General features: G+C 71.2%; 15 protein-coding genes. 5 read left to right on the top strand and 10 right to left on the bottom strand.

Features of this window, described 5'->3' with window-relative positions; all coding sequences use genetic code 11:
• Positions 1-2: 2 nt before the first annotated feature.
• Together AC0T5L_RS05310 and AC0T5L_RS05305 are read left to right on the top strand one after the other, a co-directional pair.
• A complete protein-coding gene (locus AC0T5L_RS05310; protein ID WP_476164226.1) occupies positions 3-2,753 on the top strand; it encodes an ABC transporter permease in 2,751 nt (916 codons plus the stop codon).
• A gap of 97 nt (positions 2,754-2,850) precedes the next feature.
• Positions 2,851-4,419 carry an MFS transporter gene (locus tag AC0T5L_RS05305; protein ID WP_476164225.1) on the top strand — a complete coding sequence of 523 codons (1,569 nt, stop codon included), beginning with the start codon at positions 2,851-2,853 and terminating at the stop codon, positions 4,417-4,419.
• Positions 4,420-4,529: 110 nt separating this feature from the next.
• Here AC0T5L_RS05305 and AC0T5L_RS05300 read toward each other — a convergent pair whose 3' ends face one another.
• The 4 genes from AC0T5L_RS05300 to AC0T5L_RS05285 form a co-directional block, all read right to left on the bottom strand.
• A complete protein-coding gene (locus AC0T5L_RS05300; protein ID WP_476164224.1) occupies positions 4,530-5,066 on the bottom strand; it encodes a hypothetical protein in 537 nt (178 codons plus the stop codon).
• A gap of 123 nt (positions 5,067-5,189) precedes the next feature.
• Positions 5,190-6,005, bottom strand: coding sequence for a polyprenol monophosphomannose synthase (locus AC0T5L_RS05295; protein ID WP_476164223.1), 816 nt, complete (start codon positions 6,003-6,005; stop codon positions 5,190-5,192).
• 157 nt (positions 6,006-6,162) lie between these two features.
• Positions 6,163-6,969: a DeoR/GlpR family DNA-binding transcription regulator gene (locus tag AC0T5L_RS05290; RefSeq protein ID WP_476164222.1), complete on the bottom strand. Its 807-nt coding sequence runs from the start codon at positions 6,967-6,969 to the stop codon at positions 6,163-6,165.
• A 53-nt stretch (positions 6,970-7,022) separates the two neighbouring features.
• Positions 7,023-7,178, bottom strand: coding sequence for a hypothetical protein (locus AC0T5L_RS05285; RefSeq protein ID WP_476164221.1), 156 nt, complete (start codon positions 7,176-7,178; stop codon positions 7,023-7,025).
• Between the two features lie 102 nt (positions 7,179-7,280).
• Between AC0T5L_RS05285 and AC0T5L_RS05280 the strand changes: the two genes are divergently transcribed.
• Positions 7,281-8,075 (top strand): 4'-phosphopantetheinyl transferase family protein, encoded by a 795-nt coding sequence (locus tag AC0T5L_RS05280; protein ID WP_476164220.1) that lies wholly within the window; start codon positions 7,281-7,283, stop codon positions 8,073-8,075.
• On the opposite strand, the gene AC0T5L_RS05275 is transcribed toward AC0T5L_RS05280, so the two are convergent.
• On the bottom strand, positions 8,041-9,201 hold the full coding sequence (locus AC0T5L_RS05275; protein WP_476164219.1) for an acyl-CoA dehydrogenase family protein: 1,161 nt from the start codon (positions 9,199-9,201) through the stop codon (positions 8,041-8,043). The two genes, AC0T5L_RS05280 and AC0T5L_RS05275, sit on opposite strands and share 35 nt — an antisense overlap.
• Positions 9,202-9,422: 221 nt before the next feature.
• Between AC0T5L_RS05275 and AC0T5L_RS05270 the strand changes: the two genes are divergently transcribed.
• A complete protein-coding gene (locus AC0T5L_RS05270) occupies positions 9,423-10,415 on the top strand; it encodes a LysR family transcriptional regulator (protein WP_476164218.1) in 993 nt (330 codons plus the stop codon).
• A 423-nt stretch (positions 10,416-10,838) separates the two neighbouring features.
• The gene (locus tag AC0T5L_RS05265) at positions 10,839-12,158 is read left to right on the top strand and encodes an ABC transporter substrate-binding protein (protein WP_476164217.1); all 1,320 of its coding nucleotides are present in this window, start codon (positions 10,839-10,841) and stop codon (positions 12,156-12,158) included.
• Between the two features lie 91 nt (positions 12,159-12,249).
• Here AC0T5L_RS05265 and AC0T5L_RS05260 read toward each other — a convergent pair whose 3' ends face one another.
• From AC0T5L_RS05260 to AC0T5L_RS05240, 5 genes are all read right to left on the bottom strand, one after another.
• On the bottom strand, positions 12,250-13,671 hold the full coding sequence (locus AC0T5L_RS05260) for a sensor histidine kinase (RefSeq protein WP_476164216.1): 1,422 nt from the start codon (positions 13,669-13,671) through the stop codon (positions 12,250-12,252).
• 129 nt (positions 13,672-13,800) lie between these two features.
• A complete protein-coding gene (locus tag AC0T5L_RS05255; protein ID WP_476164215.1) occupies positions 13,801-14,586 on the bottom strand; it encodes a TIGR03943 family putative permease subunit in 786 nt (261 codons plus the stop codon).
• Positions 14,583-15,662, bottom strand: a complete 1,080-nt coding sequence (locus tag AC0T5L_RS05250) for a permease (RefSeq protein WP_476164214.1) — start codon at positions 15,660-15,662, stop codon at positions 14,583-14,585. The genes AC0T5L_RS05255 and AC0T5L_RS05250 overlap by 4 nt, the downstream gene beginning before the upstream one ends.
• 107 nt (positions 15,663-15,769) lie before the next feature.
• Positions 15,770-16,492: a DUF6518 family protein gene (locus AC0T5L_RS05245; RefSeq protein ID WP_476164213.1), complete on the bottom strand. Its 723-nt coding sequence runs from the start codon at positions 16,490-16,492 to the stop codon at positions 15,770-15,772.
• Positions 16,493-16,545: 53 nt separating this feature from the next.
• Positions 16,546-18,144: an alanine/glycine:cation symporter family protein gene (locus tag AC0T5L_RS05240; RefSeq protein ID WP_476164212.1), complete on the bottom strand. Its 1,599-nt coding sequence runs from the start codon at positions 18,142-18,144 to the stop codon at positions 16,546-16,548.
• Positions 18,145-18,253: the final 109 nt, after the last annotated feature.

Here is an 18,253-nt window from a genome sequence, read left to right as displayed (position 1 = left end):
ACATGCTGCGCACCACACTCGCCGGGCTACGTCTGCACAAGTCCCGGTACGTCACCACCGTGCTGGCGATCCTGCTCGGGGTCATGTTCGTCTCGGGCACCATGGTCTTCGCCGACACCCTGAACGCCAACTACGAGGAGTCCGTGATGGGCTCCGCGACCAACGTCGACACCATCGCCGTCCCGGCGGAGGAGGAGCCGGCGGGCAACCCCGAGGAGGTCCAGGAGCCGGAGCCGCTGACCGACGAGCAGCTCGACGACGTCCGGGCGCTCCCGGAGGTCGACGAGGCCGGCGGCCTGCTCCAGGGCAGTGCCGTGCTCCTGGACAAGGAGGGCCGCGCGTCCGGTTTCACACCGCCCGCGGCCCTCTCGCTGGGCGAGGTCAGCCGCTTCTCCGCCGACGAGGGCACTCTGCCCGAGAGCGGAGACGAGATCGCCCTGGCCACCTCCACCGCCGACCAGACCGACTACGCGGTCGGCGACACGGTGACCGTGCTCGACCCCGAGGGGGACAAGCGCGACTTCACCGTCACCGGTCTGGTCGAGTTCGGCGTGGACCCGAGCTACAGCTACGGGGGCGCCGTCGTCTTCGCCGACGACACGGCCCGTGAGATGACCGGCGTGGAGGACTACGTCGAGATCGACGTACTCGCCGCCGAGGGCCACACCGACGAGCAGGTCTCCGAGGCCGTCGCCGCCCTGCTGGGTACCGGAACCGACGTACAGACCGGTGAGGACTTCGGCCTGGCCATGGCCGAGGAGGCCGGTGGCGACACCGAGATGATGCGGATGGCGCTGCTGCTGTTCGCCTTCATCGCGATGTTCGTGGCCGGGATCGTCATCTACAACACCTTCGCCATCCTCATCGCCCAGCGCCAGCGGGAGATGGCCCTGCTGCGCTGCGTGGGGGCCAAGCGCTCCCAGGTCTTCTCCTCGGTTCTGGCCGAGTCGGTGGCCGTGGGCCTGATCGCGTCCGCCCTGGGCGTCCTGGCGGGTGTGGGCATCGGCATGGCCGGTGCGGCCTTCGGCGGCCCCCTCCTGGGCACCGGTTCCTCCGTACCCGTGGTGATCACGCCGCTCGCGGTGGGTGTGGGCATGGTCGTCGGCACCGTGGTGACCGTGTTCTCGGCACTGATCCCGGCCACGCGCGCCACCCGGGTGTCGCCGCTGGCGGCGCTGCGCACCAGCGCGTCCGCCGGTGGCCTGGAGAAGGGCACGGGCTGGTTCCGCGCCGCCTTCGGTCTGCTGGCCTTCCTGGTCTCGGCCGCCCTGGTGGCCCTGACCTACTTCTCCGAACCGGACCAGACGGGCCTGGTCATCGTGACCGCCGCCGCGCTGATCGCGTTCGTGGGCGTGGTCGTGCTGGGCCCGCTGCTGGTGCGGGGCATCGTGCGCGTGGTCGGTGTGCCGCTGCGCAAGATGGGCGTACCGAGCATGCTGGCGGTGGACAACTCCACCCGCAGCCCGCGCCGCGCGGCCACCGCGATGATCGCGTTGACCGTGGGAGCCACTCTCATCACCGGTTACTCGGTGGTCAGCGCGTCCCTGGAGACGACCATGACCGGGATGCTGGAGGAGCAGTTCCCGGTGGACTACCAGATCTCGCCGCAGTTCTCCATGGAGGAGACCGGCGCCGAGGACGAGGACACCGCCGCTGAGGGCTCCGAGGAGGCTCCGGAGGGGGAGGAGACCCCCGCGGAGGGCCAGACCGGCGAAGGGCAGGCCGGTGAAGAGCAGGCCGGTGAAGAGCAGGCCGGCGAGGGCGCCGAGGGCGGTTCGGCCGAGTCCGCGCCGGAGACCGAGGACTCCACGGACACGGCCCCGGTCCCCGCGCTCCCCACGGTCCCGGACGAGGTGTGGGACACGCTGGAGGCCCAGGAGGTCCTGGGGAGCGTCTTCGGCCAGCGCGGCGCCTTCGTGGAGGTCGCGGACGACGGTTCCATGTTCTCCGTCCGCTCCTACGCCGGCGCCGACATCGGCGTCGACCTCACCAGTGACACCGTCGAGGGCGACCTGGACGACTTCGGCCCCGGCACGGCCGTGGTGGAGGACGGCCGCGTCGACGGAGTCGGCGTGGGCGACACCCTCACCGTCCCGTCCGAGGACGGACAGGACCTCTCCCTGGAGGTCGTCGCGGTGGTGGAGCAGATGCAGGTGCTGTCGGGAGTGACCATCTCCGAGGAGGACTTCGACGCCGCGTTCCCCGAGCGCGACGGGCAGGAGATGCTCCTCGTCGGCGCGGCCGAGGGAGCCGACGCCGCCGAGGTGCGCGACGCCGTCTACTCCGCGGTGGAGGAGTACCCGACCATGCAGGTCATGTCGGCCGCCGAGATGAAGAACCAGTTCACGGAGATGTTGAACATCGCCTTCTACACCATCGCGGCGATGCTGGGACTGGCGATCATCATCGCGGTGTTCGGTATCTCCAACACCATGGCCCTGTCGGTGCTGGAGCGCACCCGCGAGTCGGCCCTGCTGCGGGCGCTCGGGCTGGCCAGGGGCCAGCTGCGCCGGATGCTGAGCGTGGAGGCCGTACTGCTGTGCCTGATCGGCGCCGGTATCGGCATCGTGCTGGGCGTGGTGTTCGGCTGGGCCGCCGCCAACGCGACCCTGCCGGACATGGTGTTCACGGCTCCCGCCGGGCAGATCGCGGTGTTCATCGCCGTGGCCGTCCTGGCCGGGCTCCTGGCCTCGGTGCTGCCCGGTCGGCGGGCAGCCGGGACCTCGATCACCGGAGCGCTGGCCAGCGAGTAGGCACTCCGGCCTCCGTGGCACGGAACGGAACACGCGGACCCTCTTCGCCCACGGGCGGAGAGGGTCCGCGTCGTACTGTGTGGGTCGGGGGTGCACAGTGGGTGGTTCTGCTTCGGTACCGGTCCCGGCGGGCGGGGTGGCGTGGGGAACGCCCACGGCCCGATGGGCGCTCACGGCCACGGTCCTCGGCTCGGGGATGGCCTTCCTGGACTCGACGGTGGTGACGGTGGCGCTGCCCGCCGTCCGGGGCGACCTGGGCACCGGGCTCTCGGGTTTGCAGTGGATCGTCAACGGCTACATGGTGACGCTGTCCGCGCTGATCCTGCTCAGCGGTTCGCTGTCGGACCGGTTCGGCCGGGTGCGCCTGTTCATGGCCGGAGTGGCGGTGTTCGCGCTGGCTTCGGCGCTGTGCACGTTCGCGCCGACCCTGGAGTGGCTGGTGGCGGGACGTGTGGTGCAGGGCGTGGGCGGAGCGCTGCTGACCCCGGGGAGCCTGGCGATCCTCCAGGCCGGGTTTCGCGAGCAGGACCGGGCGCGGGCGATCGGGGCGTGGTCGGGACTGACGGGCGTGGCCGCGGCGGTGGGGCCCTTCGTGGGCGGCTGGCTCGTGCAGCTCGGCGACTGGCGACTGATCTTCCTCATCAACCTGCCCATCGCGGCGGTGGTGCTGTTGATCGCCTGGTTCCGGGTGCCCGAGTCGCGCGACGTCGAGGCCCCCCGGTACCTGGACTATCCGGGGGCACTGCTGGGCGTGGTCGCGCTGGGCGGAACCACCTACGCACTGATCCAGTGGGGCGCGGTGGGCACCGCCCCGACCGTGTGGACCGCGGCGGCGCTGGGTGTGCTGGCTCTGGCGGGGTTCCTGCTGGCGGAGGCGCGAAGCCGGAACCCGATGCTGCCGCTGGGGATCTTCTCCTCGACCGCCTTCAGCGCGACCAACGCCGCGACGGTGCTGATCTACGGCTCTCTGGGGCCACTGCTGTTCCTGCTGGTGATCCACCTGCAAGAGGTGGGCGGATACCCACCCGTGGCTGCGGGTGCGGCCTCACTGCCGATCACGCTCATGATGCTGGCGCTCTCGGCGAGGTCGGGCAAGCTCGCCGCCCGCATCGGCCCCAGGACACAGCTGCTCGTGGGTCCGCTGCTGCTGGCCGCGGGGTTCGTACTGCTGTCGCGCCTGGAGCCGGAGGCTCCCTACCTGACGGGGGTGCTGCCGGGCGTGCTGCTGGTGGCGCTGGGGCTGGCGGCGACGGTGGCGCCGCTGACGGCGACCGTGCTGGCGTCGGCGCCCGAGCGGCACGCGGGGCTGGCCTCGGGGGTGAACAACACCTTCGCACGCGGTGCCCAGCTGATCGGGGTGGCCGCGGTCCCGGTGCTCGCCGGAATCAGCGGGATCGGCGGCGAGGGCGCGGGGGCGGACGGGGACCCGGCGGCGCTCGCACAGGGCTTCGGTCCGGCGATGCTGATACTGGCGGGGCTGTGCGTTCTGGCCGCGCTGTGCGCCCTGGCGCTGCCGCGCGGACGGATGCCGGCGGCGGCCGAGGCGGAGGAGCCGCCCGTCGCGGAGCCGACCTCGCGGTTCTGCGGGGTCTCTGGGACACCGCTGCGCTCGTGCCCGGGCTCCAGTGCCGGAACGGCGCAGGACGGGGACGGTACGCAGGGCTGACCGGCGCGCCCGTGGCGAGGACCGGTGCCGGGACGAGCGGTCCCGGCGGCTCCGGGAGGTCCGCGGCGGCCGGGCCGCCGGTCACCCGGCCGGAGCCGCCGGGGCAGGGATCAGGTGTCCGAAGTGCCGGGGTCCGGGGCACGGGTGTCCTTCGGAGCCCCGGTGTCCGGGGTGCCGGTGTCCCTCGGGTCCTCGGCGTCCGGAACGTAGGCGGACGTGTCGGTGGTCCGGTCGCGCTCGTCGTCCCGGTCGCCGTGGGGAGTGTCCGCCGGGTGCTCGTACGGCCTGTCGGGGTGTTCGCTCCTGACGGCCGCCCCCTCGCCGGTGTCGGGCGCGCTCCCGTCGTCGACCTCGTGGACGGCCTCCTGCTCCGCGCTTCGGGTCTCCCCTCCCCAGTTCTCGCGCGGATAGAGGTCGCTGCGCTCGGAGCGCACCGCCTCGTCGATGCCCCGGGGCCCCGAGCTGTCGGTCCCCGGCATCTCGGGATCCTCGAAGTCGTACTCCTGGATGCCGTAGTCCGGTTCGATCCGTCGTTCCCTCGCGACGGCCTTGCTCAGCTCGGGGTCGTCACCCATGTCGGTGTCCACGTCATAGGGCTCCTCAGTGTCACCCGAGCCGGTTCTCGCGTCATAGGGCTCTTCAGTCACTGTCTCCCCCCCTTCCCTCGTTAGTCCGATGCCCCCAAACCGTCCCGCGTATGTCAGTTTTCCGGGCCGGAAAGCACGGGTTCACGGAAAAAGGGGTCCGGTCCCGGGCGGGGCGGCTGGCGGCTAACGGCGGGCGCGCTCGGCTCGACGCAGGCGCAGGGGGCGCAGGGCGGCCTCCAGGGCGACGGCCCCGTCGAGCTTGCTCTGGCCGATGACGCGGTCCTCGAAGTGGATGGGGATCTCCATCATCTTCTGGCCGCGCCGGTAGGCCCGGTAGTGCATCTCCACCTGGAAGGTGTAGCCGGTGCTCTCGATGCTGGACAGGTCCAAGGTGCGCAAGGCCGAGGCCCGCCAGACCTTGAAACCCGCGGTGACGTCGCGCACGGGCATGGACAGCACGGCCTTGACGTAGGCGTTGGCCCAGCCGCTGAGGATGCGGCGGCTCAGCCCCCACTGCTCGGACAGGCTGCCGCCGGGCACGTACCTGCTGCCGATCACCACGCCCGCGTTGGTGGAGTGCAGGGTGCCGAGCAGCTGGGGAAGGTAGCCCACGGGGTGGCTGAGGTCGGCGTCCATCTGCGCCACGTAGTCGGCGCCCTCCTCCAGGGCTCGGGTCATGCCCGCGACGTAGGCGCGGCCCAAGCCGTCCTTGCTGGTGCGGTGGATGACCCCGACGCGTCCGGCGTACTCGACGGCGAGCTTGTCGGCGACCTCTCCGGTGCCGTCCGGGGAGTTGTCGTCCACGACCACGACCCGGAGGTGGGGCAGGTCCAGAGCCATGAGCTGTCTCACCAGCGCGGGCAGGTTGCCTGCCTCGTCGTAGGTGGGCACGACCACCGTGAGCCGGGAGCCCGCCCAGGGCTGGGGGAGCACCACGGGTTCTGGGGTGACGCGTACCGGCTCGGACGGCGAGTGCTGAGGCGTCGGCTGGGAGGGCATGCGCGGCGGCTCCTGGGACGGGGCGGACGGAACGGGTCGGGCGGCTCGCTCGGGCGCGCCCCCGGGGTACGTGGCGGACGCCGGCCCCGGGGCGGGCGTGAACGGTAGGGTACGCGGTCCTCGCCCCCGTTTGGGGGGAGACCTCCCCCAGCGGCCCTCACTGCCCCCGCTCACCGACGACCACGGCGACGTGGACGAGGGCTCCCGTCTCCTCCAGGGTCATGAGTACCTCGGGATCGGCGCTGCTGTCGGTGACCAGGTGGGCGATCTCCTCGGGGGCGACGGTGGGCACCATGGTGTCGGCGCCGATCTTGGTGTGGTCGGCCAGGACGATGGTCTCCTCGGCGCAGGCGGCCAGGGCCCGGTCCACGCTGGCCACGGCCGGGTTGGGGGTGCTCAGGCCCCGGTCGGCGCTGACCCCGTTGCCGGAGAGGAAGGCCCGGTTGACGCGCAGTCCGGCCAGGCTCTGTTCCGCGGCGACCCCGACCAGTGCCCTGACGGGCCCGTGCAGGGTCCCGCCGGTCACGACCACCTCGACGCCGACGGCACCTGTCAGGACGTCGGCGACGCCCAGGGAGTTGGTGACCACGGTCAGGTCGGTGTGCGTCAGGAGCTCGCGGGCGAAGGCCTCGGCGGTGCTGCCGGGGCCGATGGTGACGGCGTCGCCGGAACGGACCAGGCGGGCCGCGGCCGAGGCGATGGCGGCCTTCTCCGCGGCGCACTGGCCGCTCTTTCCGGAGTAGCTCTGTTCGTGGCCGATCCGCCCCGGGAGGGCGACCCCTCCCCGGCGGCGGTCGACGAGCCCCTCGGCCTCCAGCGCGCGCACGTCGCGGCGGATGGTGACCTCCGAGGCGCGGACCTTCGAGGCGATGTCGCGCAGGGACATGGTGCCGTTGGCGCGCACGAGTTCGAGAATGCGCTCCCGACGCTCGGCGGCGAACGCCGGACGGCTCTCCTCGGACATGCGACCCACTTCCGTGCTCTGTTCCCGGCACGGGCGGCGGTCCCGCGCGGTTCCTAGATTACGGACCCGTCCCCGGACATCGCCCGCTCGGGCCCGGAACCGTCCGCGGCGGTTCCCGGTCTCTCCATGAGGAGGGTGACGATGACGACCGCCGTGAGCGCCACCAGGCCGATGAGTGCTCCCGCTCCGAACAGCACCACGACAGACATCTGAGCCTCCCAGGGGACGGGCTGACCTGCCAATCACCAAATTCCCGGTTTGGGTTGGCCTCACACCACCGAACGCGGGGAAGATCGCGTCACAATGGGGATATGAAGCTCGATCCGGCACCCCTGTCCACCGAGGTCTGGTGGGCGCACACCTCCGCAGCCGACGACCGCCTGCTACGCCTCATGGACGAGGAGGACCTCGCCCGCAACGCCCGCTTCCGCCACCAGGCCGACCGCGACCGGCACCTGCTGGGCCGGGCCATGGCCCGGCTACTGCTGGCCGAGCGCGCCGACTGCCCGCCCGAGAAGGTGACCTTTGCCTTGCGCTGCCGTTCCTGTGAGGAGAAGGAGCGCACGGGCGCCAGCGACGGCGCGGGCTCCGACCAGGGGCCCCACGGCAAGCCCCATCCCACCGGTCCCGCCGAGGGATGGGAGATCTCCGTCAGCCACTCGGGCGCATGGGTCGTGCTCGCCCTGGCCCCCGACGTACCCGTGGGAGTGGACGTCGAGCGCGTCTCCGCTACTCGCGACCTGGAGGGCCTGGTGGGCTACACCCTGGGCGGCTCGGAGAGCCGGGCCTGGGAGCGCCTCTCCCCCGCCGACCGGGTCGGCGGGTTCTTCCGTTACTGGGCTCGCAAGGAGGCCCTGCTCAAGGCGACCGGCCTGGGGCTGTCCGGCGGCCTGCGCCGGGTCCTGGTGAGCCCGGCGGACGCCGCCCCCGAGCTGCTGGGCTGGTCCGGTGACGGCGGCCCGGAGGCAGCGACGCTGCTGGACCTGGAACGGGGTGAGGAGTACCGGTCGGCGCTGGCCGTCCTGACCGACCGCCCGGTGGAACTCGCGGTGCACCCCCACGAGGAGACCGTCAGGACGCTGCGTTCCCGGCCAGGTGGCGGCTGATGACCATGCGCTGCACCTGGTTGGTGCCCTCCACGATCTGGAGCACCTTGGCCTCGCGCATGTAGCGCTCGACGGGGAAGTCCCGGGTGTAGCCGTAGCCGCCGAAGACCTGCACGGCGTCGGTGGTGACCCTCATGGCGGTGTCGGTGGCCAGGAGCTTGGCCATGGCGGCCTGCTTGCCGAAGGGGCGCCCGGCGTCGCGCAGGCGTGCGGCGGCCAGGTAGAGCTCGCGGGAGGCGGCGACCTGGGTGGCCATGTCGGCGAGCATGAAGCCCAGGCCCTGGAAGTCGCCGATGGCCCTGCCGAACTGGTGGCGTTCGCGGGAGTAGGCGACGGCGGCGTCCAGGGCGGCCTGGGCGAGGCCGACGGCGCAGGCGGCGATGCCCAGGCGCCCCGAGTCGAGGGCGGCCAGGGCGATGCCGAACCCCCTGCCCTCCTCACCGACCAGGGCGCCGGCGCCGAGCAGGACGTCGTCGAAGAGCACCCCGGCCGTGGGCGAGGAGTTCATGCCCATCTTGCGCTCGGGCGCGGCCGAGGCCAGACCGGGGGCGCTGGCGGGGACGTGGAGGCAGCTGATGCCGTGGGAGCCGGAGTCGGGGGCACCGGTGCGTGCGAAGAGCGTGTAGTAGTCGGCCCGGCCGCCGTGGGTGGTCCAGGCTTTGGCCCCGTTGACCCGGTAGCCGTCCTCGACACGCTCGGCCCGGGTGGTCAGGGCCGCGGCGTCGGAGCCGGAGGCCGCCTCGGACAAGCAGTAGGCGCCCAGGAGGCCGCCGCCGAGCATGTCGGGCAGGAGCGCGGCCTTCTGGTCCTCGGAGCCGAAAGCGGCCACGGGGTAGCAGGACAGGGTGTGGACGCTGACGCCCAGGCCGACCGCCAGCCAGCCGCGGGCCAGTTCCTCCACCACCTGTAGGTACACCTCGTAGGGCTGGTCGCCGCCGCCGTACTCACCGGGGTAGGGCAGTCCGAGCAGTCCCGACCCGCCGAGCACACGGAAGACCTCGCGCGGGAAGAGGCCGCCCTCCTCGTCGTGGGACGCGCGCGGAGTGAGCTCCTTGTCCGCGATCTCCCGGGTCAGTTCCAGGAGTTGCTCCGCCTCGGGGGTGTGCAGCGTGCGTTCGACCGTCATGGGTTTCTCCCGCGCTTTCGGACTGTCCAGCATGCGGACGTAGTAGGGCGTCCAACTATATGGTGACGCAGGGCACCTTACCCCACAAGCCGATATGTCCGGCGGCCCGACCTTTGACAAGCCGGGTCACAGGCCGTCGCCCCGTTGGACGGCACGGCTGGCTCCGGCCACGGGGACGACCCGTCTGTACACGGGGGCCCTCCCCGTCCTAGATTCCACGCATGGACCTCGAACTCCGCCACCTGCGCACCATCTGCCTCCTGGCCGACACCGGCAGTGTGACCAGGGCGGCCGCCGCGCTCTCCACGTCCCAGCCCGCGCTGACCACCCAGCTCCAGCGGATCGAGCGCGAGGTCGGCGGACCGCTGTTCCACCGCGGCCGCTCCGGCGTCCATCCCACCGAACTGGGGGAGTTCGTACTGGTCCGCGCCCGCTCGGTCCTGCTGTCCATGGACGACCTGCTCCACGACATCACCGCGCGCGGCGCCTCGCCCACCACACTGCGCCTGGGCGGGGTGGGGCCGCTGACCATAGAGCTGTCGGCCCGCCTACCCGAGGTCTTCCCCGGGGTGCCCGTCCACGTGCGCACGGAGTACTCCCCCAAACTGGTCACCGACCTGGTACGCGCGGGCCGTCTGGACCTGGGGACCACGATCGACTACGTGGACCGCGACCTGTCCACGGACGGCCTCCTGTCCTGGGCGATGCTCTCGGTGGAGCCGCTGCACGTGGCGTTGTGGGCCGACCACCCCCAGGCGGACAGACCGCTGGTTCGCCTGGGCGACCTGGCCGACGCCCCGTGGGCACTCACCCCGCCGGACGGCACCGGCTGGCCCGAGTGCTTCTATCTGGCCTGCCAGCGGGCCGGGTTCACCCCCGAGGTGCCCTACCGGCTCTACGACCGCTCCGAGATACGCGACCTCATCGCCGGCCGCCGGGCGGTCGCGCCGTGCCAGCCGGGTTTCGACACCGGCGAGGGCGTGGTGGTCCGCCCCTTCGAGGGAGCGCCCATACAGCTGCGCCACCTGCTGGCCTGGCGGCGCGACAGCCCGATCCACCAGGCCTCCGACAGCATCGCCCGACTGGCCCGCGAGATCCTGCACGACTCGTCCCACTCCCCCGGCCCCGCGCCGGCCGGTGCCGCCACGGCCGACGCCGTCGAGGCGCTGAGGGGCCACCGCAACGGCCACGCGCCTGACGCGCTCAACGGCTGACCCGGCCGCGCGCCGCCCCAGCGTCCGGCCGCACACCGTTCCAGCTTGCAGAATTCCCGGGGCCCGGAAAGCAACGCGAGAGGCCTCGCCCCTCTTTCGCGTGCCGAAAAGCGGACGTGACCGCCGTCATTCGCGCCGTCCCCCCACTCAGCCGAATCCTCTAGCTGACAGGGCCCGTGACCCACACCACGGCCAATGCTTATAACGACGTGAAGCCCTACGTTTTCGCTTTTACGGACTCAAGTCCATTTATTCCGACCTACCAGTCGGTTTGCAATAGCTCTTGACACGCGTACAGTCTCTACTCACAAGTAACGTACTGGTGAGTAGACACAGACCCCCGCCGTCCGCTCCGTACCACGTACCTCCCCGGGTGCCCCCACGCCCGCCCCGAGAAGGCACGACTGAGTCCAGGACACCATCATGCGAACACTGAGAATCCTCGCCTCGACACTGGTAGTCACGGTTCTCCTCACCTCCTGCTCCGACAGCCAGGGCACGGACGGCGCCGGCGGAGCCGACACCCGCGGGGTCTCCGACGATGCCGTCGTCATCGGCACGCACCAGCCGCTCACCGGAGCCGCCTCCCCCGGCTTTCGCCATGTCTCCACCGGCGCCCGGGCCATGTTCGACTACATCAACGACAACGGCGGCATCCACGGACGCCGGATCGAGTACCAGGTCCAGGACGACTCGTTCGACCCCGCGCAGACCATCGAGGCCACCGACAACCTGCTCAACGAGCACGAGATCTTCGCCATGCTCGGCGGTCTGGGCACCCCCACCCACGAGGCCGTGATCGACGACCTCAACGAGAGGGGCGTCCCCGACCTCTTCGTCTCCTCCGGTGCCCTGGCCTGGGACCAGCCCGAGGTCTACCCCTACAGCTACGGCTTCCAGGTCGACTACACCAGGGAGGCCAAGGTCCAGGGCCAGTTCCTCGCCGAGGAGTTCCCCGGCGACAAGGTGGGCCTGCTCTACCAGAACGACGACGTGGGCCCCTCCTCCCACGCGGGGATCGAGCAGTACCTCACCGAGGAGATCGTGGCATGGGAGTCCTACGATCCCGGCGTCCCCGAGCTCGCCGGACAGATCGAGGCCCTCGAGGAGTCCGGCGCCGACGTCGCCGTCTGCTACTGCATTCCCGCCTTCCTCGGGCTGGCCATCCTGGAGGCCACCGCCATCGGCTACACGCCGCAGTGGGTGGCGCCCAGCTTCGGCGGCGACGTGGAGGTCGCCACCGCCCTCATCGAGGAGTACGCACAGGGCACCTCCGCCGAGGAGATACCGCCGGAGTCCTTCCTCGACGGCCTCATCATCACCGCGTTCCTGCCGATGGTCGCCCAGCGCGAGGACCCCTGGACCGAGTTCTTCCTGGAGATCCACGAGGAGTACAACTCCGGCACGCCCTTCACCGACACCACCGTCTACGGCATGGTGCAGGCGACCCTGCTCGCCCAGGCCCTGATGAAGGTCGGCCCCGACCTGACCCGCCAGAACCTGCTCGACACCCTGCACTCCCACGAGTGGCCGGGGCCGGGCCTGGTCCCGTTCACGGCCACCGAGGACGACCACAGCGGCTACTCCGGGGTCATGGTGGTACAGCACAACGCCGGTGAGAGACCCAAGGTCCTCCAGGAGCCCATGGTCACCGACAGCGACGGCGGGGAGATCCTCCCCCTCGACTTCGAACGCCCCTCCCCCGACGAGGTCGACCTGTTCGGCGACGGCACCGGCGAGTAACGGTGTCGCCCGGTGCCGGAGGGGCCCGCGCGTGTCCCGTCTCCCCTCCGGCACCGGCGGCCCCGGGCTTCCCCGGCAGGTCGGGGCACGGCTACCCGGCGCGCCCGTCCGCTTCGGCGTCCTCGGAACGCTCGGGAACGCGGAGGGTGAAAGCCGCTCCGCCGAGCAGCTCGCTGTGCCCCGCCACGAGGCTGCCCCCGAAGCTGCGTACGATCTCCCGCGAGATCGCCAGGCCCAGGCCGCTGCCGCCGGGATCGCGCTCCTTCGACTCCCGCAGCCGCGCGAAGCGCTCGAAGATCCGTTCACGCTCTCCCTCGGGGATGCCCGCTCCGTCGTCGTGCACCTCCACCACGGCGCGGCCCCCCTCGTGGCGGACGATGACGTCGATGCGGGACCTGGCGTGCCGTCGCGCGTTGGCGATCAGGTTGGTGAGGACCCGGACCACGCGCAGCCGATTGACGTCCGCGTAGACCGGGCCCGGTGAGTGCACCGTCAGGCGGGGGTGGCGGTGCCTGTCCACGAACTCCTCCTCGACCAGCGCGGACAGGTCCAGCCTCTCCCGTTCCACGGCTGTGCGGGCGTCCAGGCGGGCCAGTTCGAGCAGGTCGTTGACGATGTTCTCCAGCCGCTCGGTGTCCGAGAGCAGTCCGGTGAGCAGCAGTTCGCGCATCCGGGGATCCGGTTCGGGATCGGAGAGCTCCACCTCCAGCTTGGTCCGCATCCCGGCGATGGGGTTGCGCAATTCGTGGGAGGCGTCGGAGACGAACCGCCGCTGCCTGGTGACGGCCTCCTCCAGCCGCTCCAGGGTGGCGTTGGCGATGCGGGCCAGACTGGCGATCTCGTCCTGGCTCCTGGGCACGGGGAGCCTGCGGTTCAGGTCGCTGGCGGAGAGGGTGTCCAGCTGCGCACTGATCTCCTCCACGGGGCGCAGCGCGCGGCCGACCCCGTACCAGATGGCGATCCCGGTGGCGAGGAGCAGGGCACAGGACATCCCCACCAGTAGGGCCTCCAGCGTGCGGGTGGCCAGGATCTGGGGTGTCCTGACCCCGGAGAAGACCATGACGTCTCCGTAGGCCGTGTCGTCGACGGCGTATCCCACCACCAGCAGACAGGTGCTGGACTCCTGTCCGCAGACGATGGTCTCCACCCGGTCCTCGCCGGGGGCGGGGCGCTCCCCGGTCAGCTGCGGCTGGCCCTCCAGGACGATGCTGGAGGCGAGGACCTCACCGCTGCCGCGCTCGACGACCTGGAACCGCAGGATGTTGTTGCCCTCCGGGATGAGGCCCGGGTAGCGCTCGTCGGCGATGTGCTCGGAGACCCCGCGCGCCTCCTCCGAGGCCAGAACGCTGACCTGTGTCAGAACCGTCTCGCGGATGAGGAAGCTGGTCAGGGCCAGGTCCAGACCGGTGAACACCGCCAGCGCCAGAGCCGCGCCGACAGTGACACGGGCGCGGATCGACCGGGGACGTATCCGACGCCACGCCCTCCTGAACCCATCCCGCCATCCTGACACCCGCCCATTGTCACCCGGGAGGTTCGACATTCGGCGAAACGTCGGCGGTGTGGCGGACAGCCGACCCGGCAGGCACACGTGTCGTCACCGCGTAAATCCGGGACAGGGCCTGCCGGTCGGCTCCACTCGCTACTCGTAGGGGTCCGGCGGGTCGGTGACCTCCTCCATCTCCCGGACCTCGAACCCGTGCTCGCTGACCTCGGAGATCTCCCCCTCAGGCTCGACCCAGGTACCACGCACCGTCCACCAGGTGTCGGCCTCGGGCGCGGGCTCGTTGGAGACGCGCACCTTGTTGACGACCGCGTCGGCGGCGCAGCAGGCCATCTGTAGGCGCGCCAGGTACCAGCCCCCACCGGAGTCGGGCACCGCGAACCCGGTCAGTTCGACCTCGCGTCCGGCCAGCAGGCGCTCCTCGTCGATCCAGGCGCGCATCACGAACTGGCGGATGTCCATGGAGACGGCCTCACCCGGCTCCGCCTCGGCCAGACCGTCGTCGAACCGGCCCGAGCGGGGCTGGTCCGACGGCGGCGGGCTGGAGGAGTCAGAGGTGCTCTCCACGGTGTAGGCACCCAACGCGGGAGGAGCGACGACGAAGACGGCGAGCACGGGCAGCAGGAGCAGCCAGGCCACCCCGGGCGCACGGGAGTGGTCGTGCCCCTGGTGGTCCCCCGCGGCCCCGTCCCCGGTGTCGGCGGCCTCTGCCACGGCCACGTCCGCCTCCCGCTCCGTCCTCTCCCCGCGCAGCTCGGCCACGATGACGAGCACGCCGAGCACCACCATGACCACGCCAGCGGCGATGAGGAAGGGGCCAAAGCCCGACTTGACCCAGTTCAGGTACAGGTCGGTGGCCACCGTGCTGGTCAGCGCGGCCGCGCCGAGCAGCACGAGGGTGAGCCCCTGAGCAATGCGGTTCACAGGACCAAGCCTCCGATCAGGAACGTGCTGAGCAGGCCGACCAGCAGGCACAGCGGCGCGAAGCGCACCGCGAAGCGCCAGCCGAACACACCCGCCTGCATCGCGATGAGTTTGAGGTCGACGATCGGGCCGATCACCATGAACGCGAGCTTGGCGGTGGGCGAGAACTCGGTGAGGCTGATCGCCACGAACGCGTCGGCCTCGGAGCAGATGGACAACAGGATGGCGAGTACGGAGAGTACGAGCACCGAGATCACCGGAGCCTCGGCCACCGTCAGCAGCCACTCGCGCGGCACCATGACGTTGAGGGTGGCGGCTGCCAGGCCGCCGACCACCAGGTAGCCGCCCGCGTGCATCATGTCGTGCAGCATCGACTCCCGAAAGACCTTCCACCGGGGCTCGCCGGGGCTGTGGGGGCGGGCGGGCAGGCGCAGCCAGTCGGCTCGGCCGAAACGCACCCAGATCCACCCGATGGCCACCGAGGCCAGCAGCGAGGCCGCGAACCGGGCCAGCACCATCTCGGGCTGTCCGGCGAAGGCCACCGCGGTGGCGATCATGACGATCGGGTTGATGGAGGGTGCGGCCAGCAGGAAGGTGAGCGCGGCGGCGGGCGCCACCCCGCCCTTGATCAGGCTTCCGGCGATGGGGACCGAGGCGCACTCGCAGCCGGGCAGCAGCGCTCCCGATGCCCCGGCCACCGGCACCGCGCGGCTGGGGCTGGAAGGGATGAAGCGCTGGTAGGCCGAGGCCGGGACGAACGCGGTGAGCGCGGCCGACAGCGCCACCCCGAAGACCAGGAAGGGGATCGCCTGAAAGCTGATCGCGGTGAAGATGGTGGCCCACGCGAGGAAGGCCTGGCTGGTCAGCTGGTCGGACAGCCAGGCGTGTCCCATCGCCATCATGGTGATGAAGAGGGCGAACAGCCAGACCGTCCCGGTTCTGCGTTGTCCCCCACGGCGCCCCCAGTCCTCTGGGGGTAGCTCGTCGACCCGGTCGTCCCATCCCCCGGCGAGCGTGTCGCCAAGGGAGTTGGATGCGGCGGGGTCGGGTACGGCGGGCGTCGTCCGGTCGGGCACGGTGGTCACTCCGCAGTGGTCGGGCGGGAACTTCAGGCATAGTACCGAAAATCATTTTCGCCCGTGAACGTTCCACTCGAGCCTGTGGACAACCGAGGTGCCCGGAGTCAGCCGAGGTACCCCATCCCGGACAGGAACATCACCCTCTGCGCTCCCCACACACCCACGTACCACACCAGGCCCGCGGGCACCATCGCGGCGAGCGCACGTGGCCGGTCCCCCGGCACGCGGGCCACCACCAGGATGAGCATAACGCCCAACAGCGCGACGACTCCGGACTGGACGAACATGGGGACCGGGGACCCGAACGGGGGCACCTCCGGCATCGTGATCCGGAAGTGCGCCCAGTCCAGCACCGGGAGCAGCGCCTCGGCGAGGAAGACCCCGCCCAGCAGGCCGAGCCCCACGAGGCGGCGCGACCGCCGTTCGTGGCGGATCCACGCCCCGGCCCCGGTCAGCACAGGACCGGCCACGCACGCGGCCAGCAGCCACAGCCAGGCCGGGAGCAACCATCCCACCGGGTTCAGGAGGTAGCCCGGTCCGCCGGTGAGTACCGCCCCCGCTGCGTAGTAGCACACCACGGCGCTGAGCAGGGCCACGGCTCCGGAGACCGGCACCTGCCAGGGGCGCAGCCGGGTACTCGCCCACATGCCCAGCAGGACCACGACGGCGCACCAGCCTGAGGACAGGTCGGTGAACAGCGTCCGGATCCACCCGGGCAGCAGGACCGCCCCGAGGATGCTCAGTGCGCCCAGGGCGGGTCCGGCCAGTGCGGCCAGGAGGAGCACGGCGGGAGAGGGGGAGCGGGAGGAGGCGGATACCTTCTGCATACCTTCGCTATCGCTTCGCGCGGGGTCCCCGGTTCCCCTGCCCCGGGGGGCCTCTAACGCTCCTGCGGCCCCTCCTCCCCCGGGTCGCCGCCCCCGTCGGTCCGCTCCCCGGCCTCCCCGTCCGTTCCGTCGGGCTCCTCCGCGGTTCGCTCCCGTTCGTCCGCGTCCAGGCCCGGGTCGGGGGGCGCCTCGCCCTCGGCACGCTGGACGTCGTCGGGCAGGGCACCGGAGGCCGGACCCCAGCATTCCACGTTCTGTAGGTCGGGCATCTTGGAGAGCGTGAACTGGGGGTCCAGCCCGTTGCGCAGCTGGCGGCTGTAGTCGGCCAGCAGCCGGAAGGCGGTCGCCGACAGCGGTGCCAGCGCCAGCAGGTTGACGACGGCCATGACGCCCATGGAGACGTCGGCGATGTTCCACACCAGGGTCAGCGGGGCCACCGAACCGAGGAACACCGCGGCCAGGACCGCGTAGCGGAAGTAGGTCATGTGCCTGGGGCTGCTGTCCAGGAACATCAGGTTGGTCTCGCCGTAGTAGTAGTTGCCCAGTACCGATGTGAAGGCCAGCAGGAACAGGATGACCGTGAGCGCGTGGAGCGCCCACTCCCCCAGGCTGGCCTCCAGCGCGCCCTGGGTGACCTGGATGCCCGCCTCGCCCCCGAAGTCGGGATCGCCGACCAGGACGATGAAGGCCGTCACCGAACACACCAGCCAGGTGTCGAAGTACACGCCCAGGGTCTGCACCAGCCCCTGCTTGGCCGGGTGGGAGACGGAGGCGGTGGCGCCGGCGTTGGGGGCCGATCCCAGGCCCGCCTCGTTGGAGAACATGCCGCGCCGCATGCCCTGGACGATCGCCGTGCCCACGCCTCCGGCGACGAACTCGCGCGCACCGAAGGCCGAGGTGAAGATGTCGCTGACGACCCGGGGCACTTCGCCTATGTTGACGATCACCACGTACAGGCCGATCAGGATGTAGAGGGTCGCCATCAGCGGGACCAGGCTCTGGGCCACGTGGGCGATACGCCGGATGCCGCCGAAGATGACCAGGGCGGTCAGGCCCGCCAGGAGCAGGCCGACCACGGTCGACAGCAAGAGCCCGGGTGACCCGCCGAGGACGCCCGCGGAGGTGGAGATGGCGGAGGCGATGCTGTTGGCCTGCACCGTGTTGAACACCAGGCTGAAGGTCACGGTGATGACGACGGCGAACAGTACGCCCATCCACCGGCTGCCCAGCCCGTACCGCATGTAGTAGGCGGGACCGCCCCGGAACCCGGTGGTGGTGCGTACCTTGTACAACTGGGCGAGGGTGGACTCCACGAACGCCGCCGCGCCCAGCAGCGCGGCCATCGCCCACATCCAGAACACCGCGCCGGGGCCGCCGAGGACGATCGCGGTGGCCACGCCGACGATGTTGCCGGTCCCCACCCGGGAGGCGGCCGAGACGGCGAAGGCCTGGAAGGAGGAGATCTCCCTCCTGCCGTCGGGGGCGATCCCGGGGGCGCTACGGATGACACGGAACATCTCCGGGAGCAGGCGTAGCTGCACGATCCCCGAACGCACCGTGAAGTAGGCGGCCAGGATGATCAGGAGCGGAATGAGGAAGTAGCTCCAGAAGAAGTCGTTGACGGCAACGATGGCGTCGTTGATGACGTTCACGCGCTCCCCTTCAGGCGGCCAGACGGCCCCGGACGGATCAAGGCCACCCCGTAACCTTGCACGTCACCCGCTGTGGGACCCAGGTGGACACGCGAAGGGAAAGCAAAGG

Source organism: Nocardiopsis sp. TRM 82005 (assembly GCF_056312425.1).
This window is presented reverse-complemented; position numbering and strand designations above follow the sequence as displayed.

Bases quoted from the DNA above. Each gene is read 5' to 3' on its own strand.
- AC0T5L_RS05310 (WP_476164226.1), top strand. From the start codon at position 3: ATGCTGCGCACCACACTCGCCGGGCTACGTCTGCACAAGTCCCGGTAC.
- AC0T5L_RS05295 (WP_476164223.1), bottom strand. From the start codon at position 6,005: ATGCCCTCCCAGCCGACGCCTCAGCACTCGCCGTCCGAGCCGGTACGC.
- AC0T5L_RS05290 (WP_476164222.1), bottom strand. From the start codon at position 6,969: ATGTCCGAGGAGAGCCGTCCGGCGTTCGCCGCCGAGCGTCGGGAGCGC.
- AC0T5L_RS05285 (WP_476164221.1), bottom strand. From the start codon at position 7,178: ATGTCTGTCGTGGTGCTGTTCGGAGCGGGAGCACTCATCGGCCTGGTG.
- AC0T5L_RS05280 (WP_476164220.1), top strand. From the start codon at position 7,281: ATGAAGCTCGATCCGGCACCCCTGTCCACCGAGGTCTGGTGGGCGCAC.
- AC0T5L_RS05275 (WP_476164219.1), bottom strand. From the start codon at position 9,201: ATGACGGTCGAACGCACGCTGCACACCCCCGAGGCGGAGCAACTCCTG.
- AC0T5L_RS05270 (WP_476164218.1), top strand. From the start codon at position 9,423: ATGGACCTCGAACTCCGCCACCTGCGCACCATCTGCCTCCTGGCCGAC.
- AC0T5L_RS05265 (WP_476164217.1), top strand. From the start codon at position 10,839: ATGCGAACACTGAGAATCCTCGCCTCGACACTGGTAGTCACGGTTCTC.
- AC0T5L_RS05245 (WP_476164213.1), bottom strand. From the start codon at position 16,492: ATGCAGAAGGTATCCGCCTCCTCCCGCTCCCCCTCTCCCGCCGTGCTC.